This window comes from Ruegeria sp. BC1, from assembly GCF_056539305.1.
Genome location: NZ_JBQFUT010000011.1, coordinates 1 through 26,087, shown reverse-complemented (window position 1 = coordinate 26,087; position 26,087 = coordinate 1). Strand labels below are relative to the sequence as shown.

The window sequence follows — 26,087 nt, the reverse complement described above, 5'->3', positions numbered from 1 at the left end:
GCCAAAACGCAACAAAGTCGAAAGGCCGGAGATGCTGTACTCCGGCCTTTTTATTTCATTCGGACTATCAGTACCGCAGCAACTCGTTGATCCCGGTTTTCGAGCGGGTCTTTTCATCCACCCGTTTCACGATCACCGCACAATAGAGGCTGATGTTGTTTTTGGACGGCATCGAACCGGCCACAACCACCGAATAGGGCGGCACTTCGCCATAGGTGACCTCGCCAGTTTCGCGATCCACGATCTTCGTAGATTTGCCGATGAACACGCCCATGCCCAGAACCGACCCTTCGCGGACGATGCAGCCCTCGACCACTTCAGAGCGCGCACCGATAAAGCAGTTATCTTCGATGATGGTCGGGCCTGCCTGCATCGGCTCGAGCACGCCGCCGATGCCAACGCCGCCCGACAGGTGCACGTTCTTGCCGATCTGCGCGCAGGATCCAACCGTGGCCCAGGTGTCGACCATTGTGCCTTCGTCGACATAAGCGCCCAGGTTTACAAAGGACGGCATCAGAACCGCACCCGGCGCGATATAGGCCGACTTGCGCACGACGCAGTTGGGCACAGCGCGGAACCCGGCAGCCTGCCATTGATTTTCACCCCATCCGGCAAACTTGCTGTCCACCTTATCCCACCAACCACCGGCCTGCGGGCCGCCCGGCTGGATTTCCATATCCTTGATGCGGAAGCCCAGCAGAACCGCTTTCTTTGCCCACTGGTTTACGTGCCAGTCGCCGCCGTCGCGCTTTTCCGCCACGCGCAGCGAACCGCTGTCCAGCGCGTTCAGCGTATCTTCGATCGCTTCGCGTTGTTCGCCGGTGGTGGCTGGGGTGATGGTGTCGCGCGCCTCCCAGGCGGCTTCGATGGCGGCTTCCAGTTGCGCGTTGGACATGGGGGTGCTCCCTGCTGAATCTGTTCACGTTGGTCTTGCCTATACGCAAGCGAAAGACTGGCTGCAATGCGACGCGAGATGCACGCTTTGCGGCTGATTGTTGCGATTTCAGCAGGCCAACGGGTCAGGAGAGATATTGCCACCACAAATCAGCACTGCCACACGCTCATCCGGTTCCGGCTGATAGGCCCCGGAAAGCAACGCGGCCAAAGCGGTCGCGCCCGCAGGTTCCACCAGAATCCGATGCGCCCGCCACAGAACCTGCTGCGCCTGCGTGATGGCTTCATCCGACACCAGTACCGACGTCATCCCCTGAGCTAGATCAAAACAGATCGACCCGATCCGCCGCGCGCCCAGCGCATTGGCGGCAACACCCGACACCGACACATCCACTGGCTCCCCGGCCTGCAAAGCCGCATTCAGCGCGCATGACCTTTCGGGCTCGACCGCCACAACCTTGCGCGCGCCCTGAAACCAACCCAAGGCCCCGGCGATCAGACCGCCACCGCCCACAGCAACCAGAACGGTGTCGGCCCGAAGGCCCTGCGCCTCCCATTCGGCGAAACAGGTTCCCTGTCCGGCCACGGTGGCGGGCGCGTCATAGGCATGGATCTGCATCGCGCCCGTAGCGTTTTCATACGCCTGCGCCTCGGTCAGGGCGTTGGCGTATTCGCCAGAGACCACGCTCAGCTTAGCGCCGGTCTGTTCGATGAGGGCGATCTTGGACGGGCCTGCCATTTCCGGGACGAAAATCTTGGCGGGGTATCCCAATGCCCGCGCCGCATAGGCTGCCGCAGCCCCGTGATTGCCACCGGATGCGGCCACCACACCCGCCTCTGGAACCTCTAGGCTAAGTAGCGTGTTGAACGCCCCACGCACTTTGAAACTGCCCGTATGTTGCAAGTGTTCCAATTTTATTTCGATTGGATAGTCCAGCCCCAGCGCGCGGCTCTCCATCACCGGTGTCACCTGCGCATGTCCGGCAATCCGGTCAGCGGCGGCTGAAATATCACTCTTCCAATTCATTCGTGTCTTTCCGTGACTGGCGCTCTGCCCGCGAACCCTATAGCTGTTTTGAAAACACGCAAGCAGGGAACACCCGTGATGAGAGAAGACCGCCTCAGCCCATTCCGCGACGCGCAGACCGACCGCTCGACCGCGAGCGAGGTGCCGGATACGCCGCAGACGCGCTCGCCCGCCTATCGCCTTGCCTTTGCCGATGACGATTTCCTGTGCCGGGATGAGCTGCGCCCGGTGCGCCTGCAACTGGAACTGCTAAAGCCCGAGATGATCATGACCGAGCGTGAGATCACCTCAACCATCGTCATGTTTGGCGGCGCGCGCATCCCCGAGCCCGCGCAAAAACATACCGCCCGGACGAAAACGCTGGCGGATTTGTCGGCCTATTACATCGAAGCGCGCGAATTCGCCCGGCTAATGACCGAAAAGTCCATCAAAACCGGTCACCGCGAAAATGTCATTGTCACCGGCGGCGGCCCCGGCGTGATGGAGGCCGGAAACCGTGGTGCGCAGGACGCTGGTGGATGCTCGATCGGGTTGAACATCGTTCTGCCGCATGAGCAGGCTCCGAATGAGTATGTCACGCCCGAGCTCAGCTTCAATTTCCACTATTTCGCCATCCGCAAGATGCATTTTTTGATGCGCGCCCGCGCCATCACCATCTTTCCCGGTGGTTTCGGTACCATGGATGAGTTGTTCGAATCCCTAACCCTGATCCAAACTGGCCGGATGGAGCGTGTGCCGTTTCTGCTGTTCGGCCGTGCCTTCTGGGAAAAGGTCATCAACTGGGAGGCGCTGGCCGACGCGGGCACCATTTCGGACGAGGATCTGGACTTGTTCCGGTTCGTGGATACGGCGCAGGAGGCGGTCGAGATCATCGAGAATTGGGAACCCGCCCCGCCCCGCGACGAAATCCCGGGGCGCTGAGCCTTGGCACCGAAGACCGGAGAGATGTTACATCTGCGCGGCAATGCGTTAACAGCGGGTGAGCCTGTGGCCCTACCCCTAACCCAAAGCAGCATGTTCCACTTGCCCGGATCCCCGGACGGCCTGCCCACTTATGGTCGCGTCGATAACCCGACATGGCAGCATCTGGAACACGTTCTGGCCCATCTGGAAGACGCGCCCTGCCTGACATTCCCGTCAGGCATGGGAGCAATCTCGGCCGCGTTGTTCGCGACACTGAAGGCCGGGTCGCGCCTGCTGATTCCATCCGACGGTTATTATGTGACCCGGGTGCTGGCAGATCGGTTCCTGACCGGGATGGGAGTCACCGTAACGGAACGCCCGACCATCGCCTTCGACGACGGTGGGTTTGACGGGTTTGACGTGGTCTTTCTGGAAAGCCCCTCGAACCCCGGGCTGGACATGATGGACCTACCCGCTATCGCCGCCGCCGTGCGCGACGCGGGGGGCATAACCATTACCGACAACACTACGATGACCCCGCTGGGGCAACGCCCATTGGATTTGGGTATTGACGTGGTCGTGGCCTCGGACACCAAGGCCATGGGCGGTCATTCCGACCTGCTGATGGGCCATGTCGCCAGCCGCGACGTGCAAATCATGGAACGGGTCGAGGAATGGCGCCGCGTCTCGGGCGCGATCCCCGGACCGCACGAGGCATGGCTGCTGCACCGCGGTTTAGAAACGCTGGACGTACGCTTTGACCGGATGTGCAGTTCGGCTCAGGTGCTGGCCGAGCGGCTGGTGGATCACCCAGCGGTCAAACACATCCGGTTCCCCGGCCTACCCGACGACCCCGCGCATTCACTGGCGAAAACTCAGACCGCCCGCTTCGGGTTCCTGCTGTCGATCACGTTGGAAAGCGAGGCCAGGGCCGAAGAGTTCATCAACACCTGCCCTATGCTGCGCCCTGCGACGTCCTTCGGTGGCGTCCACAGCTCGGCCGAACGGCGCGCCCGGTGGGGTGACGATGTCGACCCGGCCTTCATCCGTCTGTCCGTTGGATGTGAACCGGTGGAGGAGCTATGGCAGGCGATCGTGGCCAGCCTGAACGCGCTGTAACTACTTCTTAGGCTCGCGCAGTTCCTTGAACACGTAGATCGGCAGCACAACACTGGCGATCAACGCCCCCAGCCAGACCAGCAGTGTTGCGGCCAGCAGGTTCGAAACCCCTCCGACCGTCAGCCCGGCTGTAACCAGATCGGTCACCAGCAATCCGACAAAAGTCACGATCAAAGCGATCCCACCTTTCAGTGCAGGTGCCCGCTTTTCTCCCAGCTTCAGAATTAGCGGCTCGGCCACCACCTGCACCAGCGTAAAGACGATCACCACCACGATGAACGAGATCGGCTTGATCGCAAATCCCGACAACAAAAGCGCCGCAAGTAACAACCCGATGGCGTTCCCGGCCAGCAGGGCCAGAGCGGATTTGATTCTGCGCGTCATGGTGGTCTCCGTCCAAGAAATAATTCGAAACATGCATATGTTAACAAAACCATGGGAATTTGCGAGCGGTTTCAAAAGCCTCTTTCATTCGGGGCATTGAAATCGCATGTTAAAATACATCCATCCTGTTCAGACCCGCATCCGACATCGATGAGAGGTGAGATGAGCGACGATCCCTATTCCGTCCTTGGTGTCGCCAAGGACGCCAGCGCCGCCGAGATCAAAAAGGCGTATCGGCGCATTGCAAAGGAATACCACCCCGACCTGAAACCCGGCGACGCCGAGGCCGAGGCGAAGTTCAAAGCAGCAGCCGCTGCATATGACCTGCTGAAAGACCCAGAGAAGCGTGCGCGTTTTGACAATGGCGAGATTGACGCCTCGGGACAGGAACGCCCGCAGCAGCAATATTATCGCGACTATGCCGAGGCCGCCGGAAACCCCTATCGCGGGCGTCAGGCCGATCCGGACGATATGTCGGACATCTTTGCCGAGTTCATGCGCGGTCGTGGCGGATACGGCCAGCGTACGCACGAATTCCATGCACCTGGCCACAATCGCGCTTATAGCCTGCAGATCAGTTTTCTTGATTCGGTGTTCGGAGCCAGCCAGAAGCTGACCCTGCCCGATGGCGACAGGATCGAGGTCAAGATTCCGGCTGGCATCACCGATGGCCAGACCATCCGCCTACGCGGCAAGGGCGATCCGGGCTTTGGCGAGGGGCCAGCAGGCGATGCGCTGGTGACGGTTACCGTGGCGAAACACCCGGTGTTCGACCGTCAGGGCGATGACATCCACATCACTCTGCCAATTACGATTGACGAGGCCATTCTGGGCGGAAAGGTTCCCGCGCCAACGATTGACGGCGGCGTCAAAGTCAGCGTTCCGGAAGGTACCAGCAGCGGCAAAACCCTGCGCCTGCGCGGCAAAGGGGTCAAGAAACGCGGCTCATCCGAACGCGGCGACCAGCTGATCGAACTGACCATTACGATGCCCGACCAGATCGACGACGAGTTGAAGCAGTTTATAGAAACATGGCGCGACAACCACAGCTATGATCCGCGCAAAGGAATGCCGTCATGAGCCTGACCGAAGAGCAACTGATCGCAACCGTCACCCGACTGACTTCGGCCCGCCTGACCGAATACCTGGCCGCCGAGATCGTGATCCCTGAACAAACGGATGAGGGTCTGGTCTATCACAGCCTCGATGTCGCCCGTCTGGAACTGGCCTGTGAGTTGCACGACCAATACGACATGGAGCCGGATGCGCTGTCTATGATGATCTCGCTGATCGACCAGATGCACTGCCTGCGCGCCGAACTGCGTGAGGTGTTGAACGCGGTCGACGCTCAGCCTGAAACGGTGCGCAAACAAATGATCGAGGTGATCGGAACAGCGCGATTCCGCCGCAGCTGACGGGGTTTTGGAACGGGGAAAATTGCCCTAGAAGGCCGCATTGATCCAGAGCCCGGTGCGCCAATGACCCAATCCAGATCCGAATTGCTGATGCCTGCGGGCAATCTGCGCAAGCTGAAACTCGCCATCCTCTATGGGGCGGACGCGGTGTATCTGGGTACGCCGGATATGTCGCTGCGTACGAAATCCGAGTTTTCGCTGGAAGAGGTGATCGAAGGGGTCGAGTTCTGCCACAGCCACGGACGACGCGCTTATCTGACGCTGAACCTGTTTTCGCACAACAAAGACATCCCGAAGCTGGATGAATATATCGACACTGTGCGCAAGGTGCAGCCCGACGGGTTGATAATCGCCGATCCCGGCGTATTCCAATACGTCCGCGAACGGGCACCCGAACTGCCGCTTCATATCTCGACCCAGGCCAATATCTGCTCGTGGCTGTCGGTGAAGTTCTGGCAGGATCAGGGGGCCGAGCTAGTGGTTCTGGCGCGCGAGGTCTCCTATCCCGAACTGGTCGAGATCCGCGAGAAATGCCCCGACATCAAGCTGGAGGCGTTTGTCCACGGCGCCATGTGCATGACCTATTCGGGCCGCTGCCTGCTGTCGAACTTCATGGCCGAACGCGGTGCCAATCAGGGCAACTGCGCCAATTCCTGCCGTTGGAACTATGGCCTGAAACTGCGCCTGAAGGACGGTACACATCAGGAGCTTCGCATCACCGACGACAACGCCGAGCTGTTCGAGTTCCTGTTAGAAGAAGGCTGCCGTCCCGGCGAGCTGATGCCCATCGAAGAGGATGATCGCGGCTCGTATATCCTGAACTCGCGCGATCTGTGCATCATGCCGAAACTGGATGAGTACCTGAAGATCGGCGTCGACAGCCTCAAGGTCGAAGGGCGCGGCAAGTCGGAATATTACGCTGCGATCGTCGCCCGCGCCTATCGCATGGCTATCGATGACTATCACGCCGACCCTGAGAACTGGGACCCGAAGCCCTATATGCGCGAGTTGGAGACCGTCGGAAACCGTGGTTACACGCTGGCCTTTCACGAAGGTCGCCTGACCAACTACGCGCATGATTACGAGCACACAGCCGCCATCGCCCAATGGGAATATGCCGGGATCGTCACCGAAGTGACCGAAGATGCGTTTCTGGTCGAGGTGAAGAACAAGCTGGAACCGGGCGACGTTCTGGATTTCGTCTCACCCATCTCGCGCGAAACCGTTCTGCTGCGGGTTTATGAATTCGAGCGTACATCAGATGGCGCGCGTCTGGACGTAGTGCATGGCAGTACGAAAACCGTCATCCGCCTGCCCTTCACTCTGTTCGATCACGAGGACATCGACGACCTGCGCGCCCGTTTTCCGGTCTATTCCGTTCTGCGCAAGGAACGCGCCCTGACCGACGAACACTGGAGCCGAATTCGCTTTGACAAGCTGGTTCAGGGGCTGGAAACCACGGGCCGCGACAACCCTGCCGCTTATGCCCGCCGCCGCGATGATCTGGTTGAGAAAATCGGTGAGGACGGTAACGAGCGCCGCTTCAATACCAACCGGATCGGCACCGAAGGCTGCTGTGGCAAGGGGTGCAACGGTTGTCTGATCTTCTGGCAGGACGACAAATACGCACTGGCGCGGGAGGTCCTTGCGAAACGCAAACAGGGCGAACAACTCAGCCGCCGCGAGGCGACGGAGCTAAAACTGCCAAGCGAAAACGCTTAGTTCCCGACGATGTATTCCTCGGGCACAAAGAAGGTAAAGTCGCGATCCGCGACGGCCTCGTGGCAGTCGTGGCAATAGGCAACCGCCGGGGCGCGGAACCCCGTCGTGTCGCCGAACAGTGATCCATCTGGCATCACCATGACATACCGCCAGTCACCCGTATCCGGGTTGGTGCCTTCGGGCAGTTTTTCCATCACAAACAAAGCACCAGGATGTACGTTCCCCTCGTCCGTGACGGTAACGCTGTCCTTGGCCAGGACCGAACCTGCAGGCAGTTTTTCGCCCTCTTGCAGGGTTCCATAGTTATGCGCCATGCGATTGGCATAGCTGTTCACATAGCGCTGGCCATGGGTGGCCGAAATATAGGGTGCATCGTTGAACAACGGCCAGTTCTGATAATTCAGCAGCTCATCCAATTGCGCCGCGCCGTAGCCGCGCGCCATGCGCTTTTGCAAGGACTGGTAGATTTGCAGCGCTTCTTCCTTGGACAAATCTGCAGGATTCTCGATGGCGATATGGGCATCTTCGGCTTCGGATTGCGCGAAAGCACCCGCAGCGACCACGCCCGAAAGTAGTGGTACTGACAGGGTAATCGACAAAAGTCGTTTAAATCGAAAATACATCTATATGGCCCACCTGGCTTGTTAGGTTCGCCTGAACGCCGCACGTCATTGCCAAAAAGATAGCGGCCCTGAACAAACACGCCAAACCCGGATCGCGGCAATCACCGCATTGTGCGCAAGAGTGAAATACGTCTATCCGGACTGACGGGTGAAATATAACAAATTTTGCATGCAAAAAACAGCAGGCCGAAAATTAAATTATTGTCGTCTGTTGTTATACAATCCAGGGCGTCGCATTACAGGCCAGCTTCGGACTCGATTTGTTTGCGCGATTTACGTGCGCGCTCGGTCGCCGATTTCAGCTGACCGCAGGCCGCCATGATATCCTCGCCCCGCGTCTTGCGGATCGGAGATGCGTAGCCAGCCTGATAGATGATGTTCGCAAAAGCGCGGATACGGTTGTTTGAACTGCGCTTATACGGAGCGCCGGGCCACTCGTTGAACGGGATCAGGTTGATCTTGGCAGGAATGTTGTGACGTTTGATGTGGTCGATCAGACGGTGGGCATCTTCGTCACTGTCATTCACCCCATCCAGCATCACATATTCAAACGTGATCCGTTCCGAATTCGAAGCCTTGGGGTAGCTGGCCAGCGCCTGCAACAGTTCTTCGATGTTCCAGCGCTTGTTGATCGGCACCAGCACATCGCGGGTTTCATTGGTGGTCGCGTGGAAGGAAATTGCCAGAAGGCAGCCGATTTCTTCCGCTGTACGGGCAATTTCAGGCACAACACCCGAGGTCGACAAGGTGATCCGGCGGCGCGACAGGGAAATACCTTCGGGGTCCATGGCGATCTTCATCGCATCGCGCACGTTTTCGAAGTTATAGAGTGGCTCACCCATCCCCATCAGAACGATATTCGACAGCAGGCGGGTTTCATCCTTGGGCGCGCCGGGGGTTGGCCATTCCTCAAGATCGTCGCGGGCCATCATCACCTGACCAACGATCTCGGCTGCCGTCAGGTTACGCACGAGTTTTTGCGTGCCGGTATGGCAGAAGGAACAGGTCAGCGTGCACCCGACCTGAGACGAGATGCACAAGGTCCCGCGATCCTCTTCGGGGATATACACCACCTCTACCTCGTGGCCGCCAGCGATGCGGCACAGATACTTACGAGTGCCGTCCTCAGAAACTTGTCGCGTCACAACCTCGGGGATCTCAATGACGAAATTCTCGGCCAGTTGCGCGCGGTATGCCTTGGCCAGATTGGTCATCTCGGCAAAGTCGCGCACACCCCACTGATAGATCCACTGCCAAATCTGGCCGGTGCGCATCTTGGCCTGCTTTTCTGGCGTGCCGTGTTCGACCAAAATCTCACGCAACTGGTCGCGGGTCAGTCCAACAAGGTTGATCTTCCCCTCGGGCAGCTTGCGAGGGATGGTCATGACGTCTTGAGTGATCGGCGCTTTGGGCGACATTGGAGTATCTCTAAGGATTCTGGCTTGGGATGCGCCTCTATATAGGACTGCGCACAAAGATCAAAAGAATTCGTGCGACCTAATTTGCAAAGCGCAACAATTCGTCCACACGCGCCCGGCCCAGATCAACCCGGCAGGACGTGATCGCTATGCCGGTTCCCGATCCGCCGCCAAACGATGCACCAATCGCATCACATTGCGCATCTCTGTAGCTTGCCCAGGCGGATTGGGATGCTTCCAACGCAGGTTGCGCGACAATGCGGCCTGTGACCTCATCCAGCTCTTTTGCGGCTTGCATTGCGATCCCGAAACTTTCCGCGAGGGCCTGATCGACCCGTTTTTCCATTTCACCGACACAAGACCCAATTTCGACCTGGGAACCCGCGTCCGAACACTCCAACGTGGGGTCGGCCAAAACAGGCGTGGCAACACACAAGGCGAACAAGAGGTGGCGCATGATTTGGTCCCGTAACATTTCCATGTACGCGCCTTATAACACGGGTGTCAGACGCCCCCCAAATGCAACTCGGCCGCAAGGGTCAAACCCCTGCGGCCCAATTATTGCGGAATTGTGCCTATCACACGCCTGGGGGCAGTACGTCACAATCCGCGGCCTCCAAAGTTTTCACAGGATCATTCGGACCGCATTGCTCGCCGGTCACCGGATATGTTTCGCTCTGTTTCTCACATGCGCTCAGCAATACAGCAGCCGCCATCATCAACACGGCAAGAGACTTGTTCAGCATCAGCCAGCTCCTTTTCTTCTCTTGAACAGATTAGTTCAGAAAATTGAGCGGCTAACTTTGACAGGGATCAATTCAGAAAGTCGACGTCGCGTCAAGCTGAGGCAGGCGTCACCCATAAGAAAACCCCGCCGAAAGACGGGGTTTCGTACGCCTTGGTCACACGTTAGTTCGTACAGCGTTTCTCGGCATCTTCGATCGCAGCGGTGAAGCCCAGCAACGAAAAGGTGTCCTTGGTCTGGGTGCCGCGTTCGGACCGGGCGGTCAGCACCGCCTCGGTACCGCGTTTCATGGCGGCGACCACTTTCAGGTCTTCGCCTTCGGTCGCGGGCCACGCCCATTCGCCTTCTGTGATCAGCTCAAACTCGGTTCCGTCGATCTCAAGGTTGACGGTCGATCCGGCCGCAAAAGGGTAGCCGCCGGTAAAGGTCACCTGGCCTTTGACCTCGGCATTGGGGCGGTAGAACACGAACAGCAGAATGTCACTGCGGCGTACCGAAACCACCCGACCACCGCGCGTGTTGACGGTTTCCCTGGGGGCCGAAACGCTCCAGCATTCGGTGGGATCATCTTCGACGAAAACGCTCCAATCCGTTTTGGCGGCCACGCGATTGGTGCTTGTGGCCTGCTGAGCGATTGCAGTTGTGGCCATCCCTGCCATGCACAGACCCGCGATTGCGCGGACGAGTTTTGATCCCATCTGTCCAGCCTCCTAGCTCGACCCATACCTCATACCCATCGAAAACGCCTGCGCACCCTGCCGGTTCGTCTGTAAGTTGCGTATTCCGATGATTGCCGACATACACACACTAACGCAGGTTTCGCCACAGGCGAAAGGGCGATTGGCAGAATTTTGCGCATTATTCCGGAGGTTCCCATGACGCAGCCCGTAGCAATGACAGAACTTTGGCGTGGACCGCTGCTGGAAAGCCTGCATCTGGGGCACGCAGTGATCTGCGATGACACCGGTCAGATCGTGCGCAGCTGGGGCGATCCCAATGCAGTGATCTATCCCCGATCCTCAGCCAAGATGATCCAGGGGCTGCCGCTGGTGACCTCGGGGGCGGCGGCAAAATTCGGGCTGAACAGCGAGCATCTGGCGCTGGCCTGCGCATCGCATATCGGGGCGCATATCCATACCGACCGGGTGTCCGCCTGGCTGGACCATCTGGGCCTGACCGAAGGAGATCTGCGCTGCGGCCCGCAGGAACCTGACGATATGGCGGCCCGCGACGGCCTGATTCTGGCCGATGACACGCCCTGCCAGATCCATAACAACTGTTCGGGCAAGCACTGCGGATTCCTGACCGTGGCACAGCATATGGGCGCCGGGCCGGAATATCTGGAAATCGACCATCCCGTACAGCAGGCCTGCCTGTCCGCCCTAGAAGAAACCACCGGCGAAACCAGCCCCGCCTATGGGATCGACGGGTGTTCGGCGCCGAACTTTGCCACCACACTGGTGGGGCTGGCGCGGTCGATGGCGTGGTTTGCCTCAGCCACCGACCGATCTGACCGGGCCAGCGATGCGGCGCAGCAACTCACCGCTGCGATGATCAAGCACCCCGAGCTGGTGGCCGGTGAAAGCAAAGCCTGTACCGAGTTGATGCGCGCCATGGACGGGCGTGCCGCGATCAAGACCGGGGCCGAGGCGGTCTATGTCGCGATCCTGCCGGAAAAACGGATGGGCGTCGCACTGAAGATCACGGATGGCACCACGCGCGCCAGCGAATGCGCCGTTGCCGCGATTCTGGTCAGCCTTGGCGTGCTGGAGGCCGACCACCCGGCCACCCGCACCTTCATGAATGCCACCCAATACAGCCGCCGTGGGTTCGAGTGCGGCGTGATCCGGCCAGCGCGGGGGTTTCCGGACTAAATCCGGTATTCCAAGCAGACTTTGAGTTTGAGTTGAGATCAGAGGCAACACATTGAACCATACGCGGACTCTAAAGAAGCCAAAGAACGGCAAGCGCCAGATACTAAATCGCCTCGTGGGATACCTGTTCTCGTTGGCAGTTCTGTTGTGTTTGTCTCCTGCATACGCGGAATCAAACGACAGCTCATGCCTGGATATGACCCTCGATGAATCTGAGATTTGGGACAGAGATCACACGACCAACTACATTATTGAGGTTTTGCACGAAAACTACCGCACATTCGGTCAGATCAACTGGAACTGTATTGCCAAAAAGTTTGAAGGATTGAGTCCGAAAACATCTGTCCGTCGTTTTGAAGGCCCGACAGTTGGCGACAGAATAATCTATCAGTTCACTGTCGATAGAACCAGCAACCTGTTTGTGGCTTTGTTTTTCATAGGCCCCGGAAAATCGAAGGGGAAGTTTACCGCGTTTATAAACATTTTTCCTTCGGGAGAGGTGGCGGCCATTAGAAAAGGCGGGAAAGAGGAATGGCTTACTTTCGAATAGCAAAGACGCTGCCACATCTCTCTCTTCCCAAACACTTGCAACGGATCATCTGCTCTAACACTTAGGTTTCGCTGATCCCGCACCATCTTGCACGGGACCAGTGGAACCTGTTTCCGAAGACTTTACATCTCGATCGGATGCACCTCGGCCACTTCGACCGAGCCCGAGCCATTCACGACCATCGGGCAGCCCTTGGCCATCTCGGTCGCGGCATCGATGCTGTCGGCCCTGATGACGGTAAAGCCCGACGCCGGGTTGGCACCGCCGTTGTCGACGGTACCGCTTTGGCTGACCGTATAGGACTGGCCCACCGGGTTGCCGGGGATGTCCAGCGCCTCGCCCATGTTCTGAAACCAGGCACCCCAGGCGGCCATGGTCGCTTCGATTTCTGCCGGGTCTGTCGGGGTGTGACCGCCATGATAGACAAACAAATATTGGGGCATATCGCTCCTCCCTTATGAAATCTATTCCAATTGGGCTGCGAGCTTGTTCAGCGTCGATGTCCAGCCCTTTTCGTGATTAGCCGCAATCTCATCATCGCCCAGATCGCGGTGATCCAAAGTCAAGCGCGCACCACTGGCCGTGGCTGCGACCGTCAAAGTGACATGGCTTTCCGCCCCGCGCTGATCCTGATCATCGTGCCAACCCCAGGTGAATCCGACTGAATTGGGCGGATCGACATGGGTCACGTGGCCTGACACCTTGAACCGCTGACCCTCGCCGTTTTGCATCACCGAATACCACGGTCCAAGGCGCGAGAAATCCAGGTCGTGCTCGGGCACGTGCATTCCTTCCGGCCCCCACCATTGCAACAGCTTTGAACCGTCGCTGATCCATGCGAACAGGGTATCGGGGCTGGTGGGGAACTCACGTTCCAGTTTCAGGTCGGCCATGAATTCTCCCTTTCAATCAAATCACCCAGTCGGTCCAGGCTGCTCTCCCAGAACTGCCGTTTCGAAATGGTCCATTCGGCGATGGCCCGCAGACCGTCGGGTTGGATCGAATACATCCGCTGTGTGCCCTGCACACGCTGCTGCACCAGCCCGGCCACGCGCAGCACCTTCAGATGGCGCGAGATCGCGGCCCCCGACATGCCGCGCCCTTCTATCAGGTCACCGGCAGATAACTCACCGTCCTGCATCAGCTGTTCTACAATCGAGAATCGGGTGGCGTCGGACAATGCGGAAAATGTGGCCAGAAGCTTGCTCATGACCATTACTTAACATTTAAGTTAAATAAAGGAAAGCCTGGCGATCAAACGTCGGCAAAATCCGTCCGGGCATATCCCTGAAGGTACAGCAGAGCCGTCAGATCCCCGTAGTTGATCCGAATGTCGCATTTTTCAGCGACCGAGGGCTTGGCATGCAGCGCAACACCGGTTCCGGCCATGCGCAACATGCCCAGATCGTTGGCACCGTCACCCACGGCGATCACATCTGCTTCGGACAGGCCCAGCCGCGCCGTGATCTGCTCCAATGCATCGACCTTGGCCTGCTTGCCCAGAATCGGCCGCTGCACATCGCCGGTCAGTGTGCCGTTTTCCGCCAGCAATGTATTGGCGCGGTTTTCGTCGAACCCGAGTTCGCTTGCCACTTTGGCGGTAAAGGCTGTAAACCCGCCCGAAACCAACGCCGCATAGCCCCCGTTCTGACGCATCGTTGCAACCAGTTCCCGACCACCGGGCATCAGCGTGATGCGTTCGGCCAGAACCTTGTCGATAACGGTCTCATCCAGGCCCGCCAGCAGACCGACCCGTTCGATCAGCGCCCCTTCAAAATCCAGCTCTCCGTTCATCGCCCGCGCGGTGATTTCCTTGACCCGGTCGCCAACACCGGCTTCATCCGCCAATTCGTCAATGCATTCCTGCCGGATCATGGTGCTGTCCATATCGGCGAGCAGCATCAGCTTGCGGCGTTTTTCGAGCGGTTGCACGATCAGATCAACGCCCAAAAGCTGCAGCTCCGCCCAGACCTCCCACTGATTGTCGGGCAGTCCGGAGACTTGGAATTCCGCCGCCTCGTCTGGGCTGAGCCACACCACATCGCCCCCACCCCACGCATTGCGTAGCGACTCGACCAGAGCCTGCTCCAGCGCCGGCGCATTCGGGTTGGTCAACAGGGTGGCAACGTACATAGTCTATCTCCATCAAACTCCCCTGCGCATAGCGCAGGGGCCGCCAATTCACCAGAGACAGATTAATGCGCTTGCCCCAGAATGCCCGGCAGCCGCAGCCCGTGTTCGCGGGCGCAGTCATTGGAGATTTCGTATCCTGCATCCGCATACCGCCGAACGCCTGACGCGGGATCGTTCCACAGCACCCTCTCAAGCCGCCGTGCGGCGCCTTCGGTGCCGATCCCCCAATCCGATCCAGCAGATCCGGGCGGTCAGGCCCTGAAACGCGATCTGCTCCTGCGCCATGTCGAGCCAGCGATGCAGGTGCTCGTTCTCGGAGAACAGCTCCTTCATCTTGGTGTCGGTTTTATAGATGTCTTCGGGGTCGCCCGACAGCGCACACCAGCGAAACGGACCGATCCCCTTCCAGAATAGCGGGAGGATATAGGCTGGGACGAATCCGGGGAAGGCAAAGGCGTTCTCAAGCCCTTCGTCCTGCGCCACCTGCCGGACGTTGTTGCCGTAATCCAGTGTCGGCACGCCCGCATTCCAGAAATCGACCATTGCGGCCACATGCTGTTTCATCGAGGTATTTGGTACGCAGGCGGAAATCGATGCTGTCCGGGTTGCATTCGACCGCCAGGCAGCAAGCCCCGGCAAAAACTGCGGCCCGCGGTTGCGTGCCGATATAGATCCACGAACCAGCCGTCATCTGGCCGTACGTCATCAGGCCTTTCTTATCGAGTTCATTGAAGTGATCCCAAGTCGCCCAATGCGGAACGAGGTTGGAATTCGCGATCAACACGTGCGGGTTTTCGGATACGTCCAGGTGCAGGTTGTTCATCAACATCCGCAGCGACGCCTCGGTCACCCAGCTTTTGGCGTTCAGCTCGGGGCCGGTCGGCGGATAGATATCGCGGGTGTTCTTGCGTGGGTCGGTTATGGCAGGGTCATAAGCCCACGGGGCGGATTCGACGGCCAGATACGTGGACGGTGCCAGTTCCATCTGGATGGCATGCACCCCCTCGGTCGGGCGCCCATAGTGGCGCGTGGTCCAACCGCCCCGGAACCGTCCGTTCAGAACGGTGATGTAGGGCAATGAGACAGCGGTTTCCTGCGAGATAGACTCTATTGCAGACGCACAGGTCTCACCGCCATCTGTTCCGATATTCATAACCGTCATGGTACCTTCGAACAGAAATGGAATGCGGCTGCGGATCGAGTGACAGTGGAACAGCACCGCGACACCGTGCTTTGTACGGACGCGCTGCAATTCCTCGGACAACGTCGCATGATAGGGCGCGTGATAGGCCAGACGTTTTTAAGCTATTTCATCCTTCGAAGGCTCTTGCCCGCTTTTCCAAATCAGCTGAACGACGGTCGCAGCGCCCAAAAGCCCCTCGTAGAGCCTGTTTAGGTGCCAAACCGTATCTGCCAGCGCACACCCGATGTCATTGAGGCGGGCCAGAACATCGTCCGGCACGTAGGTGCCACCGTGAGGTTGCTCCAAAACGATAGGGCCACCGCCGCGCTAGACTCTGACAACCTGTATCACACCATCTCCGGCATCTGGGTGCCCACCGCCGTTAGGATCGCCCCGTCGGCCACCAATTTCTTTGCGGCTTCCAATTCGGGCGCCAGATAACGGTCCTCGCCCAACGCCGGGATGTCGCTTCGCAAACGGGTGATGACCTGCTGCAACGGGCTGCTGGTGCGCAAAGGTGCGCGGAATTCCACACCCTGTGCGGCACACAACAGTTCAACGCCCAGAATATAGCCTAAATTCTCGACCATACGGGTCAAACGCCGTGCCCCATGTGCAGCCATGGACACGTGATCCTCTTGATTGGCCGAGGTCGGGGTGCTGTCGGTCACACAGGGATTGGCGAGGTGCTTGTTCTCGCTCATCAGCGCCGCGGTGGTCACCTCAGCGATCATCAGGCCAGAATTCAGCCCCGGATCAGGGGTCAGAAACGGCGGCAGGTCAAAGCTGAGCGTCGGATCCACCATCAAGGCTATGCGCCGCTGCGCGATGGCACCGATCTCGGACACCGCAAGCGCTATCATATCGGCGGCAAACCCTACAGGTTCGGCATGGAAGTTCCCACCCGAGACGATGGCCCCGGTCTCTGACAGCACCAGCGGATTGTCGGTGGCGGCGTTGGCTTCGACCTCTAGCGTAGCAGCGGCCTGACGCATCACGTCCATGGCCGCACCCGTGACCTGTGGCTGACACCGGATGCAATAAGGATCCTGCACACGGGTGTCCCCTTCTCGATGGCTTTCGCGAATCTGCGAACCGGCCAATGTCGAGCGCATGGCACTGGCTGCCTCGGTCTGTCCGCGATGACCGCGTAGAGTGTGGATTTCGGGCTGCAACGGTGCCGTGGACCCCATGATGGCATCGGTCGACAGGGCCGAGATGACCAGCGCGCTTTGGGCTGCCCGCCAGGCTTCGAAAAGCCCAGCCAGCGCGAACGCAGTCGAAAACTGCGTGCCGTTGATAAAGGCCAGGCCCTCTTTCGGACCTAACTGAATAGGCTCTAATCCGACCGAATTCAGTGCTTTTTTGCCAGACAGGACCTGTCCGTCAACTTCAGCCTCACCTGCCCCGATGATCACAGCAGTCATGTGAGCCAGCGGCGCAAGGTCACCAGACGCACCAACCGACCCCTGCGCCGGAATGACAGGAGTGACTCCGCGCGCCAACATCTGCTGCAGCAGCTCAATCAGCTCCCAGCGTACGCCGGAAGCCCCGCGACCAAAGGAAAGCAGCTTGAGAGTCATCATCAAACGGGTCAGACGCCGCGGCACGGCAGGACCAACACCGCAACAATGGCTGAGGATCAGGTTCCGTTGTAGGGTCGAGGTGTCCTCGGGCGCGATCTTGTGGCTGGCCAGCTTACCGAAGCCGGTATTGACCCCATAGACCGGCGCATCACCCTGAGCTGCCGCCTGAATACGGTAGGCCGCAGCCTCGACCTTGGGTTTGCACGTGGGATCCAGCGTCACCGAGGGTTGGTCCCAGTAAATTTCAGCCAATTGCGACAGGGTCACCTGACCAGGTGACAGAGACAGGGCGGTCATCCCAATCCTCCTAAAATACGTTTGTGCAATGGATTGAAGCCGATGCGGTATGACAGCTCGGCCGGGTGCTCGATGTCCCAAATTGCCAGATCCGCCCGTTGCCCCGGTGCGATGGTACCAATGTCGCCTAGCCCTAAGGCGCGCGCGGCATTGCGGGTAACGCCGGCCAGCGCCTCTTCTGGGGTCAGACGAAACAAGGTGCAGCCCATATTCATTGTCAGCAAAAGCGATGTCAGCGGCGATGAGCCGGGATTGCAATCCGTCGCCAAGGCCATCGGCACCTGATGCTGGCGCAACAGGTCAACCGGTGGCACCTGTGTCTCGCGCAGCGTGTAGAATGCCCCGGGCAGCAGCACGGCTGCGGTTCCGGCCGCGGCCATGGCCGCCACCCCATCCTCATCCAGATACTCGATGTGATCGGCAGACATGGCCCCATAGGACGCCGCCAGCTGCGTGCCGCCAAGATTGGACAACTGCTCGGCATGCAGTTTGACCGGCAGCCCCAACTCTCGCGCTGCATCAAAGACCTGCGCAATCTGGTCGGGGTTGAACGCGATACCCTCGCAGAACCCATCCACCGCGTCCACAAGACCCTGCGCATGGGCTGCCCGCAGCGTCGGAATACAAACCTCGCGGATATAGGCATCAGGATTCGCGGAATACTCTGGTGGTACTGCATGCGCACCCAGAAAGCTGGTTTTGACCCGCACCGGGCGGACATCACCGATCCGGCGCGCCACGCGAAGCATCTTCAGTTCGGTTTCTGTATCGAGGCCATAGCCGGATTTTACCTCGATGGTACAGACACCTTCGGCGATCAGCGCGTCGACGCGGGTCAGAGCGTCCGACAACAGCGCCTCTTCTCTGGCCGAGCGTGTCGCATTGACCGTTGAGAGAATACCGCCTCCGGCCCGCGCGATATCTTCGTAAGAGGCCCCATTCAGACGCATTTCGAACTCGACCGCGCGGTTACCGCCAAAGACAACATGAGTGTGGGCGTCAATCAGCGCCGGAGTAATCAGCCGGGTGCCAAAATCCTCGACCGGCCAATCGCTGTAGTCCGTCGGCAAGTCCTGACGGCGTCCCGCCCAGACGATGTCCGATCCGCTTATTGCAATGGCCGCGTCCCGGCAAAGCCCATAGGGGGCGCCGCCTTCGGCCATCGTGGCCACCTGTGCACTGGCAAGGACCGATTTGCTTGTCATGGCGAACCTTTTTTACTCCCCTCTTGTCAGAATTTTTCGTATATGGGAAAAATTATAAAGTCTACACAAATTGGAAATCAAATGCCGGTACACGCAAAAATTGCCTTGTTAGGCTCTGATTGGCATTGTGACGTCCGGGTTGAAATTGATCACGGGCGCCTGCCCCGCGTACAGACACAGGCCACCCCAATGCCCGAGGATACGCAGGTCGATGTGTTGTTACCGGCGCTGGGCAACCTGCACAGCCACGCCTTTCAGCGCGCGATGGCGGGCATGACCGAAACCCGTGCAGCTGGGTGCGAGAGTTTTTTGGCATGGCGCGATCTGATGTATCGCTTTCTGGATCAGCTGACGCCGGATCAGATCGAGGCCGTTGCCGCACTGGTCTTCATAGAGATGCAGGAAGCTGGATACGCTGCGGTTGACGAATTTCATTATGTCCACCACCAACCCGGCGGTGCTATCTATGACGGCCTGTCGGAACAGAGCCAACGCATCTTTGCAGCAGCCAGCCAGACGGGGATCGGCCTGACCCATCTGCCGGTGCTCTACAGCTATTGCGATGTTGCGCAGGAAGGCCTGTCGGGCGAGCAGTTACGCTTTGGCAATGATTTGGACCGATTTCTGAGGTTGGTTGAAGAATGCCGGACCACCTTGCCTGATTCAGAATCTGTTTTGGGGATCGCCCCACCTTCCTTGCGCGCGACGCCTCCGACTGATCTGTCCACAGTTCCGCGGTCCACGCCAGACGGGCCAGTGCATATTCACATCGCGGAGCAGATGCAGGAAGTGACGGATGTTCAGGCTGAATTGGGGCAGCGTCCTGTGGACTGGCTGTTGGACAATGTGGACGTCAACACCCGGTGGTGCATGATTCACGCCACCCACATGACTGATACCGAAACCTGTGCTCTGGCCCGATCCGGTGCAGTTGCGGGCCTCTGCCCGATCACCGAAGCCAATCTGGGCAACGGCATATTCAACGGTGCAACCTATGTCACCGAAGGGGAGCGATTTAGCGCAGAATCAGACTCTAATACTAGGACTTCGCTACCTGAAGAGTTGGGAACACTGGAATATTCCCAGCGTTTACGAGACCAGCAAAGCGTGGTTCTGGTCGAAGAAGGGCCCGTCGAACGGGCGCTTTACACGAGCGCCGCGCAGGGTGGAGCGCAGGCCCTTGGGCGCGATGCGGGTGAGATCGCCGAGGGCAAGTTGGCTGATCTTGTCGCCATTGATCGGAGCCACCCGACGCTCTGCGCCCTGACGGACGATCAGTTTCTGGATGGGCTGTGTTTCGCGGCACTCGACGGGTTGGTCACCGATCTCTGGAACGCCGGGCGCCACATGGTGCAACAGGGGCGACACATCGCAAGCGATCAGATCATAACCGCTTACAGATCCGCAATTGCGGGTCTTCTGGCCTCTGTCTATAGGTGCGGTCACCATGCCCCAAAGCAATGAAACCACCAGTTACAAAGACATCAAGCAGACAGTGCTGGCGCGTATCCGGTCAGGCGAATGGCGACCCGACTCTCTGCTGCCCAACGAACAGGATCTGGCGGTCGAGTTTTCCTGCACCCGCACCACGGTGAACCGGGCTCTGCGGGAACTGGCAGAAGAAGGTTATCTGGAACGCCGTCGCAAGGCCGGAACCCGGGTCCTGAGCGCCCCGCAACGGCAAGCGCGGTTTACAATCCCCATGGTGCGGGATGAGGTCGAGGCATTGGGCGGCACCTACCGCTATGCACTGGTATCTTCTGCGTTAGAGACTGCACCTGAGTGGTTGAGCGCCCGATTGGCATTGGAACCCGGGCAGCGCGTGATGCATGTGCGTTGCATGCATTTCAACGGCAATACACCTTTTCAGTACGAGGATCGCTGGATCGTTACCGACCCAGTCCCGCAGGTGGAACAGGCGGATTTCTCAACCACCGGTCCGAATGAGTGGCTGATCCAGACCGTACCCTTCACCAATGTTGAACTGAGCTTTCTGGCCAGCCGCGCCGATGCAACGGTTGCGGGGTTTCTGGATGTGCCAGAGGGCGAGCCCGTTTTCACCGGCGAGAGGATCACCTGGCTGCAGGGTAAACCAGTCACCTTTGCCAAGATGTTCTTTGCCGCGGGATATCGAATGACCACGGAATTCTGATTTCGGGTGCAAATTTTCCCGTCCGGGGCTTTACCCCATCTGCATTCCACGACAGATTCATGCAAAGGCATCCGACGCAGAGGGAAGATGAAATGGGCAACCCGCTCTATGATCGCTTGTTTGGCATTCACGCGGGTCGGGACACTCCATTTTTGCATTTGCCCGATGGCACGACCCTGACCCATGCGGGCTTTCTGGATATGGCAGCGCGGATCGCCAATACACTGACCGGATTTGAGCTTGAACCCGGCGACCGGGTTGCCGTGCAGGTTGAGAAATCACCCGAGGCGCTGGCCCTCTATGCCGCCTGCGTACAGACTGGGTTGATCTTTCTGCCGCTGAATACCGGATACACCACTGCCGAACTGCGTTATTTCATCGAGAACAGTGGTGCGTCCTTTGTGGTCTGTGACACCGCAAAAGAAACCGGTCTTGCGCCTATCGCGGCGGCACAAAACGCCCGGTTAGAGACACTGAACGCGGATGGATCGGGCAGTCTGATGCGCCGGGCGTTGGGGATGTTGCCTGCGTTCGCACCCGTCCGACGCACCGAGGAAGATCTGGCCGCATTCCTTTATACGTCCGGCACAACCGGCCGTTCCAAGGGCGCGATGCTGACACAGGCCAATCTGCTGTCGAATGCCGAAATGCTGGTTCAGGAATGGCGCTTCACGAAAGATGACGTGCTGTTGCATGCGTTGCCGATCTTTCACACCCACGGGCTGTTCGTCGCCACAAATGTGGTGCTGGCCTCGGGCGGATCGATGATATTTCTGCCGAAATTCGACCTTGAGGATATGCTGCGATTGATGCCGCAAGCCACCGCGATGATGGGCGTGCCGACCTTTTACACCCGCCTGCTGGGGGACGACAGGTTCACCACCGATCTGGCGCAGCACATGCGCGTGTTCATTTCGGGCTCGGCGCCCTTGCTGGCTGAAACCCATGAACGGTTCGAAGCCCGCACCGGCCATCGTATTCTGGAACGCTATGGGATGACCGAAACCAATATGAACACCTCAAATCCCTATGACGGCGAACGGCGCGCGGGGACGGTTGGTTTTCCCCTGCCCGATGTCGAGTTGAAGGTTTCCAACCCGGACACAGGTGTTGAACTGCCGCAGGGTGAGATCGGCATGATCGAGGTGCGCGGCCCGAACGTGTTCAGCGGTTATTGGCAGATGCCCGAGAAAACCGCCGCCGAATTGCGCGAGGATGGGTTCTTCATCACCGGCGATCTGGGACGAGTGGATGAAGACGGCTATGTCCATATCGTCGGGCGCGGCAAGGATCTGATCATCTCCGGCGGCTACAACATCTACCCCAAAGAGATTGAACTGGTGCTGGATGACCAACCCGGCGTGTTGGAAAGCGCGGTGATTGGCGTGCCTCACCCGGATTTTGGAGAAACCGTTCTGGGCATTCTGGTGGCTGAGCCGGGCGAAACACCGGACCCCGAAGCCATCCTGTCCAACGTGCAGGGCGCACTGGCCCGGTTCAAACATCCCCGCAAGCTGATCGTGCTGGACGAACTGCCCCGCAACACCATGGGCAAAGTTCAGAAAAACGTCCTGCGCGAGGATTACAAAGACCTGTTCACGCAGCCATAAGGGGTAGCGGAACAGGGGGCCAATCTATGCCGACAGCTGGTTTACTCGGCTTTTGACCGATATGGCTTCCCAAGCAGCCGGAAAAACAATGCCCGCACCTTTGTGGGCACGGGCATCGTAATAAATTACAGGTTCATCACCCCGCCTCAGGCGACGTCGAACTCCAGCGGCTTGATCTGGGTGAACAGACCGGTTTCCGCCAGCTTTGCGCGCGCCTCGGCCGGGACCGGCTCGTCCACATAAAGCAGCGCAATCGCCTCGCCGCCGGCCTCGGTCCGTCCGAGGGTAAAGTTGGCGATGTTCACGTTGTTCTCACCCATGGTTTGACCCAGTGCACCGATGATGCCCGGCACATCCTCGTTGGTGGTATACAGCATATGCGCGCCGATCTCAGCGTCGATATTGATGCCTTTGATCTGGATGAACCGCGGTTTGCCATCGCTGAACACTGTGCCGCCAATCGAGCGCTCGCGTTTTTCGGTGACCACGGTCACTTTGATATAACCCTCGAACGCACCCGACTTGTCTTGATTGGTCGTCGAGATTTTAATTCCGCGCTCTTTGGCAACAACCGGGGCTGAAACCATGTTCACCTCGGGATTGAATTTCTTCATGATCCCCGCCACGACCGAACAGTTCAGAGCCGCCAGATTCATCTCGGCCGCGACACCATCATAGAGGATGTTGATCGCCTTGATCGGTTCGTCCGTCATCTGTCCAATGAAACTGCCCAGATGCCCGGCCAGTTTGATCCAAGGCCCCATGACCTTGGCTTCTTCAGCGGTAACGCTTGGCATGTTCAGCGCGTTTTCCACCGCACCGGTCAGCAGATAGTTCGAAATCTGCTCGGCCACCTGAAGCGCCACGTTTTCCTGCGCTTCGGTCGTCGCCGCGCCCAAGTGCGGAGTGCAGACCACGTTGGGCAAGTTGAACAGGGCGTTTTCCTTGGCTGGTTCCTCGCTGAACACGTCAAAGGCTGCACCGGCAACATGGCCCGATTGCAGCATCTCGGCCAGCGCGTCTTCGTCGACCAGACCACCACGGGCACAGTTGACGATACGCACGCCGGGTTTTGTCTTGGCCAGATTCTCGCGGCTCAGGATGTTGCGGGTCTGGTCAGTCAGCGGTACGTGCAGGGTGATGAAATCGGCCCGCGCCAGCAGCTCGTCCAGCTCAACCTTTTCCACGCCCATCTTTGCCGCTTTCTCTTCGCCCAGATAAGGGTCATAGGCGACAACTTTCATTTTCAAACCCAGCGCACGTTCACAGACGATACCGCCAATATTGCCCGCGCCGATCACGCCCAGGGTCTTGTTGGTCAGCTCGATCCCCATGAACTTGGACTTTTCCCACTTGCCCGCATGGGTCGAGGTGCTGGCCTCGGGGATTTGCCGTGCCACAGCGAACATCATCGCAATCGCATGCTCGGCGGTGGTGATCATGTTGCCAAAAGGCGTGTTCATCACGATCACACCTTTTTTCGACGCGGCCTCTTTATCGACATTGTCGGTGCCGATCCCGGCCCGGCCAATGACTTTCAGATTGTCGGCTTTTTCCAGCAGAGTCGGTGTGACCTTGGTGGCCGAGCGGATAGCAAGGCCGTCATACTGGCCGATTACCTCGGCCAGCTTGTCCTTGTCCTTGCCGAGGTCGGGCATGAAATCCACATCGATGCCACGGTCGCGGAAAATCTGCACGGCGGTTTCGCTGAGCTTGTCAGATACGAGTACTTTGGGGGCCATATCTCTGGTCCTTGAATTATATGAAAGGTCCGGGCCTGAAGTGGCCCGGTGAGAAAGGTCAGGCGGCTTCGGTTTGCGCCGCGATCTCGGCCTCAAAGGCCCAGGCCAGCCAGGGCAACATCGCCTCGATATCCGAGGTCTCGACCGTACCGCCGCACCAGATGCGCAGGCCCGCAGGGGCGTCGCGATAGGCGCCGATATCCAGCGCGATATTCTCGGCCTCTAGCCGTTTCGCTACGGCCTTGGCAAAGCTTGCACCATCCTGAATGCGGGCGTCTGTGAATTTCAGGCAAACCGAGGTATTCGACTGCGTCGCCGCATCCTTAGCCAGATTGGCGATCCAGTCATTTTGGTCGCAGAACGCATGCACAGCACCGGCATTGGCATCGGCCCGGGCGATCAACCCTTGCAGGCCCCCGACCGAGCGTGCCCAATCCAGCGCGAACAGGTAATCTTCGACCGCCAGCATCGACGGCGTGTTGATCGTCGCCCCGGTAAAGATACCCTCGATCAGCTTGCCGCCCTTGGTCAGGCGGAAAATCTTCGGCAAAGGCCAAGCGGGGGTATAGCTTTCCAGCCGTTCCACCGCACGAGGGCTGAGGATCAGCATCCCGTGGGCCGCTTCGCCACCCAGAACCTTCTGCCAGCTGAAGGTGGTCACATCCAGCTTGTCCCAGGGCAGGTCCATCGCAAAGGCCGCCGAGGTCGCATCGCAGATCGTCAGGCCCTGACGGTCATCGGCAATCCAGTTGCCATTGGGAACCCGCACGCCCGAGGTCGTGCCGTTCCAGGTAAACACCACGTCATTGGCGAAATCGACCGACGCCAGATCAACGATCTGGCCGTATTCAGTAGTCTTTACCTCGGCATCGATTTTCAGCTGCTTGACCACGTCGGTTACCCAACCGGAACCGAAGCTCTCCCACGCCAGCATCTCGACCTTGCGTTCACCCAGCAGCGACCATAGCGCCATCTCGACCGCGCCGGTGTCCGAGGCGGGAACGATGCCAATCTTGTAATCTGCAGGAATGCCCAACAGTTCACGTGTGCCTTCGATGGCCGCCTTCAGCTTGTCCTTGCCAACAGGGGCACGGTGCGAACGGCCCAGGGCGGCATCGGCCAGCTTGCTCAGGTCAAATGTGGGGGGTTTGGCGCAGGGGCCCGAAGAAAAACGCGGATTGGCCGGCCGCGTTGCCGGTTTTTGAATACTCATCTGTATTACCCTTCCAGATACACGCCCCTCGTTGGGGAGGGGTGTCCCACGAACAGGCGTATGGGCTGTTTGCAGATGCAGCAAGCGTAAAAGACGCTTTAAATCCAAAAAACGACACCAGAAGGGATAACAATTCAGAACACGTGTTTCCGATCCGCTAAAAAACCCCCGCCTGATCTGGCGGGGGTCTTAGTAATTCACTCAGCGGCGTCTTGGTATGCGTCCATTGGTGGGCATGTGCAGATGAGGTTTCTGTCGCCGTATGCGTTGTCGACGCGGTTGACTGGGGACC

Annotated in this window: 27 protein-coding genes and 2 pseudogenes; 10 read left to right on the top strand and 19 right to left on the bottom strand. The window is 58.9% G+C overall.

What is annotated here, in order from left to right; all coding sequences use genetic code 11:
* Positions 1 to 67 precede the first annotated feature (67 nt).
* Both dapD and ACR0IY_RS19530 read right to left on the bottom strand, forming a co-directional pair.
* Positions 68 to 895: a 2,3,4,5-tetrahydropyridine-2,6-dicarboxylate N-succinyltransferase gene (dapD, locus tag ACR0IY_RS19535; RefSeq protein WP_480676304.1), complete on the bottom strand. Its 828-nt coding sequence runs from the start codon at positions 893 to 895 to the stop codon at positions 68 to 70.
* 108 nt (positions 896 to 1,003) lie between these two features.
* A complete protein-coding gene (locus ACR0IY_RS19530; RefSeq protein ID WP_480676302.1) occupies positions 1,004 to 1,921 on the bottom strand; it encodes a threonine/serine dehydratase in 918 nt (305 codons plus the stop codon).
* Between the two features lie 78 nt (positions 1,922 to 1,999).
* Here ACR0IY_RS19530 and ACR0IY_RS19525 point away from each other — a divergent pair, with 78 nt between their 5' ends.
* Together ACR0IY_RS19525 and ACR0IY_RS19520 are read left to right on the top strand one after the other, a co-directional pair.
* Positions 2,000 to 2,842, top strand: coding sequence for an LOG family protein (locus tag ACR0IY_RS19525; RefSeq protein ID WP_480676300.1), 843 nt, complete (start codon positions 2,000 to 2,002; stop codon positions 2,840 to 2,842).
* 24 nt (positions 2,843 to 2,866) lie between these two features.
* On the top strand, positions 2,867 to 3,943 hold the full coding sequence (locus ACR0IY_RS19520) for a cystathionine gamma-lyase (protein WP_480676500.1): 1,077 nt from the start codon (positions 2,867 to 2,869) through the stop codon (positions 3,941 to 3,943).
* Here ACR0IY_RS19520 and ACR0IY_RS19515 read toward each other — a convergent pair whose 3' ends face one another.
* Positions 3,944 to 4,327, bottom strand: a complete 384-nt coding sequence (locus tag ACR0IY_RS19515) for a hypothetical protein (protein WP_480676298.1) — start codon at positions 4,325 to 4,327, stop codon at positions 3,944 to 3,946.
* Between the two features lie 162 nt (positions 4,328 to 4,489).
* Here ACR0IY_RS19515 and ACR0IY_RS19510 point away from each other — a divergent pair, with 162 nt between their 5' ends.
* The 3 genes from ACR0IY_RS19510 (at position 4,490) to ACR0IY_RS19500 (ending at position 7,464) form a co-directional block, all read left to right on the top strand.
* Positions 4,490 to 5,407 carry a DnaJ C-terminal domain-containing protein gene (locus tag ACR0IY_RS19510; protein WP_480676296.1) on the top strand — a complete coding sequence of 306 codons (918 nt, stop codon included), beginning with the start codon at positions 4,490 to 4,492 and terminating at the stop codon, positions 5,405 to 5,407.
* A complete protein-coding gene (locus tag ACR0IY_RS19505) occupies positions 5,404 to 5,742 on the top strand; it encodes a chaperone modulator CbpM (protein WP_480676295.1) in 339 nt (112 codons plus the stop codon). The genes ACR0IY_RS19510 and ACR0IY_RS19505 overlap by 4 nt, the downstream gene beginning before the upstream one ends.
* A 63-nt stretch (positions 5,743 to 5,805) precedes the next feature.
* The gene (locus ACR0IY_RS19500) at positions 5,806 to 7,464 is read left to right on the top strand and encodes a U32 family peptidase (RefSeq protein WP_480676293.1); all 1,659 of its coding nucleotides are present in this window, start codon (positions 5,806 to 5,808) and stop codon (positions 7,462 to 7,464) included.
* Here ACR0IY_RS19500 and ACR0IY_RS19495 read toward each other — a convergent pair.
* From ACR0IY_RS19495 to ACR0IY_RS19475, 5 genes are all read right to left on the bottom strand, one after another.
* The gene (locus ACR0IY_RS19495) at positions 7,461 to 8,087 is read right to left on the bottom strand and encodes a cytochrome P460 family protein (RefSeq protein ID WP_480676291.1); all 627 of its coding nucleotides are present in this window, start codon (positions 8,085 to 8,087) and stop codon (positions 7,461 to 7,463) included. The two genes, ACR0IY_RS19500 and ACR0IY_RS19495, sit on opposite strands and share 4 nt — an antisense overlap.
* A gap of 236 nt (positions 8,088 to 8,323) precedes the next feature.
* Entirely contained in the window at positions 8,324 to 9,505 is a 1,182-nt protein-coding gene (gene rlmN / locus ACR0IY_RS19490) for a dual-specificity RNA methyltransferase RlmN (RefSeq protein ID WP_480676289.1), read from the bottom strand.
* Positions 9,506 to 9,584: 79 nt separating this feature from the next.
* Positions 9,585 to 9,962 (bottom strand): lysozyme inhibitor LprI family protein, encoded by a 378-nt coding sequence (locus tag ACR0IY_RS19485; protein ID WP_480676287.1) that lies wholly within the window; start codon positions 9,960 to 9,962, stop codon positions 9,585 to 9,587.
* A gap of 121 nt (positions 9,963 to 10,083) precedes the next feature.
* On the bottom strand, positions 10,084 to 10,251 hold the full coding sequence (locus ACR0IY_RS19480) for a hypothetical protein (RefSeq protein WP_480676285.1): 168 nt from the start codon (positions 10,249 to 10,251) through the stop codon (positions 10,084 to 10,086).
* A 163-nt stretch (positions 10,252 to 10,414) separates the two neighbouring features.
* Positions 10,415 to 10,948: an invasion associated locus B family protein gene (locus ACR0IY_RS19475; RefSeq protein WP_480676283.1), complete on the bottom strand. Its 534-nt coding sequence runs from the start codon at positions 10,946 to 10,948 to the stop codon at positions 10,415 to 10,417.
* A 177-nt stretch (positions 10,949 to 11,125) separates the two neighbouring features.
* Between ACR0IY_RS19475 and ACR0IY_RS19470 the strand changes: the two genes are divergently transcribed.
* Both ACR0IY_RS19470 and ACR0IY_RS19465 read left to right on the top strand, forming a co-directional pair.
* Complete coding sequence (locus tag ACR0IY_RS19470) at positions 11,126 to 12,124, top strand: asparaginase (protein WP_480676281.1); 999 nt, start codon at positions 11,126 to 11,128, stop codon at positions 12,122 to 12,124.
* A 196-nt stretch (positions 12,125 to 12,320) separates the two neighbouring features.
* Positions 12,321 to 12,674: a hypothetical protein gene (locus tag ACR0IY_RS19465; protein WP_480676279.1), complete on the top strand. Its 354-nt coding sequence runs from the start codon at positions 12,321 to 12,323 to the stop codon at positions 12,672 to 12,674.
* Positions 12,675 to 12,796: 122 nt separating this feature from the next.
* On the opposite strand, the gene ACR0IY_RS19460 is transcribed toward ACR0IY_RS19465, so the two are convergent.
* From ACR0IY_RS19460 to hutI, 9 genes and pseudogenes are all read right to left on the bottom strand, one after another.
* Positions 12,797 to 13,117: a YciI family protein gene (locus tag ACR0IY_RS19460; RefSeq protein ID WP_480676277.1), complete on the bottom strand. Its 321-nt coding sequence runs from the start codon at positions 13,115 to 13,117 to the stop codon at positions 12,797 to 12,799.
* A 21-nt stretch (positions 13,118 to 13,138) separates the two neighbouring features.
* The gene (locus ACR0IY_RS19455; RefSeq protein ID WP_480676275.1) at positions 13,139 to 13,567 is read right to left on the bottom strand and encodes an SRPBCC family protein; all 429 of its coding nucleotides are present in this window, start codon (positions 13,565 to 13,567) and stop codon (positions 13,139 to 13,141) included.
* Positions 13,555 to 13,884: an ArsR/SmtB family transcription factor gene (locus ACR0IY_RS19450; RefSeq protein ID WP_480676273.1), complete on the bottom strand. Its 330-nt coding sequence runs from the start codon at positions 13,882 to 13,884 to the stop codon at positions 13,555 to 13,557. The genes ACR0IY_RS19455 and ACR0IY_RS19450 overlap by 13 nt, the downstream gene beginning before the upstream one ends.
* A gap of 44 nt (positions 13,885 to 13,928) precedes the next feature.
* On the bottom strand, positions 13,929 to 14,807 hold the full coding sequence (gene serB, locus ACR0IY_RS19445; RefSeq protein ID WP_480676271.1) for a phosphoserine phosphatase SerB: 879 nt from the start codon (positions 14,805 to 14,807) through the stop codon (positions 13,929 to 13,931).
* Positions 14,808 to 14,869: 62 nt separating this feature from the next.
* Positions 14,870 to 15,729: pseudogene (locus ACR0IY_RS19440) on the bottom strand (urocanate hydratase family protein).
* A gap of 48 nt (positions 15,730 to 15,777) precedes the next feature.
* Positions 15,778 to 16,101 (bottom strand): annotated as a pseudogene (locus ACR0IY_RS19435) (N-formylglutamate amidohydrolase); the annotation flags it as partial.
* A gap of 6 nt (positions 16,102 to 16,107) precedes the next feature.
* Complete coding sequence (locus ACR0IY_RS19430) at positions 16,108 to 16,296, bottom strand: hypothetical protein (protein ID WP_480676269.1); 189 nt, start codon at positions 16,294 to 16,296, stop codon at positions 16,108 to 16,110.
* 41 nt (positions 16,297 to 16,337) lie between these two features.
* Positions 16,338 to 17,873, bottom strand: a complete 1,536-nt coding sequence (gene hutH / locus ACR0IY_RS19425; RefSeq protein ID WP_480676267.1) for a histidine ammonia-lyase — start codon at positions 17,871 to 17,873, stop codon at positions 16,338 to 16,340.
* Entirely contained in the window at positions 17,870 to 19,078 is a 1,209-nt protein-coding gene (gene hutI / locus ACR0IY_RS19420; RefSeq protein WP_480676265.1) for an imidazolonepropionase, read from the bottom strand. Before hutI ends, hutH begins: the two co-directional genes overlap by 4 nt.
* 81 nt (positions 19,079 to 19,159) lie before the next feature.
* Between hutI and ACR0IY_RS19415 the strand changes: the two genes are divergently transcribed.
* From ACR0IY_RS19415 to ACR0IY_RS19405, 3 genes are all read left to right on the top strand, one after another.
* On the top strand, positions 19,160 to 20,542 hold the full coding sequence (locus ACR0IY_RS19415; RefSeq protein ID WP_480676263.1) for a formimidoylglutamate deiminase: 1,383 nt from the start codon (positions 19,160 to 19,162) through the stop codon (positions 20,540 to 20,542).
* A complete protein-coding gene (locus tag ACR0IY_RS19410) occupies positions 20,526 to 21,230 on the top strand; it encodes a GntR family transcriptional regulator (RefSeq protein ID WP_480676261.1) in 705 nt (234 codons plus the stop codon). The genes ACR0IY_RS19415 and ACR0IY_RS19410 overlap by 17 nt, the downstream gene beginning before the upstream one ends.
* Before the next feature lie 92 nt (positions 21,231 to 21,322).
* Positions 21,323 to 22,840, top strand: a complete 1,518-nt coding sequence (locus ACR0IY_RS19405) for a malonate--CoA ligase (protein WP_480676259.1) — start codon at positions 21,323 to 21,325, stop codon at positions 22,838 to 22,840.
* Positions 22,841 to 22,986: 146 nt separating this feature from the next.
* On the opposite strand, the gene serA is transcribed toward ACR0IY_RS19405, so the two are convergent.
* Positions 22,987 to 24,582, bottom strand: a complete 1,596-nt coding sequence (gene serA / locus ACR0IY_RS19400; RefSeq protein ID WP_480676257.1) for a phosphoglycerate dehydrogenase — start codon at positions 24,580 to 24,582, stop codon at positions 22,987 to 22,989.
* Positions 24,583 to 24,640: 58 nt separating this feature from the next.
* Positions 24,641 to 25,795 carry a phosphoserine transaminase gene (locus ACR0IY_RS19395; RefSeq protein ID WP_480676255.1) on the bottom strand — a complete coding sequence of 385 codons (1,155 nt, stop codon included), beginning with the start codon at positions 25,793 to 25,795 and terminating at the stop codon, positions 24,641 to 24,643.
* Positions 25,796 to 26,087 lie beyond the last annotated feature (292 nt).

What these genes read in the sequence shown, in the direction of transcription:
- ACR0IY_RS19515 (WP_480676298.1), bottom strand. Translation starts at nt 4,327, where the DNA reads ATGACGCGCAGAATCAAATCCGCTCTGGCCCTGCTGGCCGGGAACGCC.
- serA (WP_480676257.1), bottom strand. Translation starts at nt 24,582, where the DNA reads ATGGCCCCCAAAGTACTCGTATCTGACAAGCTCAGCGAAACCGCCGTG.
- ACR0IY_RS19520 (WP_480676500.1), top strand. Translation starts at nt 2,867, where the DNA reads ATGTTACATCTGCGCGGCAATGCGTTAACAGCGGGTGAGCCTGTGGCC.
- ACR0IY_RS19470 (WP_480676281.1), top strand. Translation starts at nt 11,126, where the DNA reads ATGACGCAGCCCGTAGCAATGACAGAACTTTGGCGTGGACCGCTGCTG.
- ACR0IY_RS19450 (WP_480676273.1), bottom strand. Translation starts at nt 13,884, where the DNA reads ATGAGCAAGCTTCTGGCCACATTTTCCGCATTGTCCGACGCCACCCGA.
- dapD (WP_480676304.1), bottom strand. Translation starts at nt 895, where the DNA reads ATGTCCAACGCGCAACTGGAAGCCGCCATCGAAGCCGCCTGGGAGGCG.
- ACR0IY_RS19410 (WP_480676261.1), top strand. Translation starts at nt 20,526, where the DNA reads ATGCCCCAAAGCAATGAAACCACCAGTTACAAAGACATCAAGCAGACA.
- ACR0IY_RS19510 (WP_480676296.1), top strand. Translation starts at nt 4,490, where the DNA reads ATGAGCGACGATCCCTATTCCGTCCTTGGTGTCGCCAAGGACGCCAGC.
- serB (WP_480676271.1), bottom strand. Translation starts at nt 14,807, where the DNA reads ATGTACGTTGCCACCCTGTTGACCAACCCGAATGCGCCGGCGCTGGAG.
- ACR0IY_RS19465 (WP_480676279.1), top strand. Translation starts at nt 12,321, where the DNA reads ATGACCCTCGATGAATCTGAGATTTGGGACAGAGATCACACGACCAAC.
- ACR0IY_RS19405 (WP_480676259.1), top strand. Translation starts at nt 21,323, where the DNA reads ATGGGCAACCCGCTCTATGATCGCTTGTTTGGCATTCACGCGGGTCGG.
- ACR0IY_RS19530 (WP_480676302.1), bottom strand. Translation starts at nt 1,921, where the DNA reads ATGAATTGGAAGAGTGATATTTCAGCCGCCGCTGACCGGATTGCCGGA.
- ACR0IY_RS19395 (WP_480676255.1), bottom strand. Translation starts at nt 25,795, where the DNA reads ATGAGTATTCAAAAACCGGCAACGCGGCCGGCCAATCCGCGTTTTTCT.
- ACR0IY_RS19500 (WP_480676293.1), top strand. Translation starts at nt 5,806, where the DNA reads ATGACCCAATCCAGATCCGAATTGCTGATGCCTGCGGGCAATCTGCGC.
- ACR0IY_RS19415 (WP_480676263.1), top strand. Translation starts at nt 19,160, where the DNA reads ATGCCGGTACACGCAAAAATTGCCTTGTTAGGCTCTGATTGGCATTGT.
- rlmN (WP_480676289.1), bottom strand. Translation starts at nt 9,505, where the DNA reads ATGTCGCCCAAAGCGCCGATCACTCAAGACGTCATGACCATCCCTCGC.
- ACR0IY_RS19480 (WP_480676285.1), bottom strand. Translation starts at nt 10,251, where the DNA reads ATGCTGAACAAGTCTCTTGCCGTGTTGATGATGGCGGCTGCTGTATTG.
- ACR0IY_RS19485 (WP_480676287.1), bottom strand. Translation starts at nt 9,962, where the DNA reads ATGCGCCACCTCTTGTTCGCCTTGTGTGTTGCCACGCCTGTTTTGGCC.
- ACR0IY_RS19455 (WP_480676275.1), bottom strand. Translation starts at nt 13,567, where the DNA reads ATGGCCGACCTGAAACTGGAACGTGAGTTCCCCACCAGCCCCGATACC.
- ACR0IY_RS19495 (WP_480676291.1), bottom strand. Translation starts at nt 8,087, where the DNA reads ATGTATTTTCGATTTAAACGACTTTTGTCGATTACCCTGTCAGTACCA.
- ACR0IY_RS19460 (WP_480676277.1), bottom strand. Translation starts at nt 13,117, where the DNA reads ATGCCCCAATATTTGTTTGTCTATCATGGCGGTCACACCCCGACAGAC.
- hutI (WP_480676265.1), bottom strand. Translation starts at nt 19,078, where the DNA reads ATGACAAGCAAATCGGTCCTTGCCAGTGCACAGGTGGCCACGATGGCC.
- ACR0IY_RS19505 (WP_480676295.1), top strand. Translation starts at nt 5,404, where the DNA reads ATGAGCCTGACCGAAGAGCAACTGATCGCAACCGTCACCCGACTGACT.
- ACR0IY_RS19525 (WP_480676300.1), top strand. Translation starts at nt 2,000, where the DNA reads ATGAGAGAAGACCGCCTCAGCCCATTCCGCGACGCGCAGACCGACCGC.
- ACR0IY_RS19475 (WP_480676283.1), bottom strand. Translation starts at nt 10,948, where the DNA reads ATGGGATCAAAACTCGTCCGCGCAATCGCGGGTCTGTGCATGGCAGGG.
- hutH (WP_480676267.1), bottom strand. Translation starts at nt 17,873, where the DNA reads ATGACCGCCCTGTCTCTGTCACCTGGTCAGGTGACCCTGTCGCAATTG.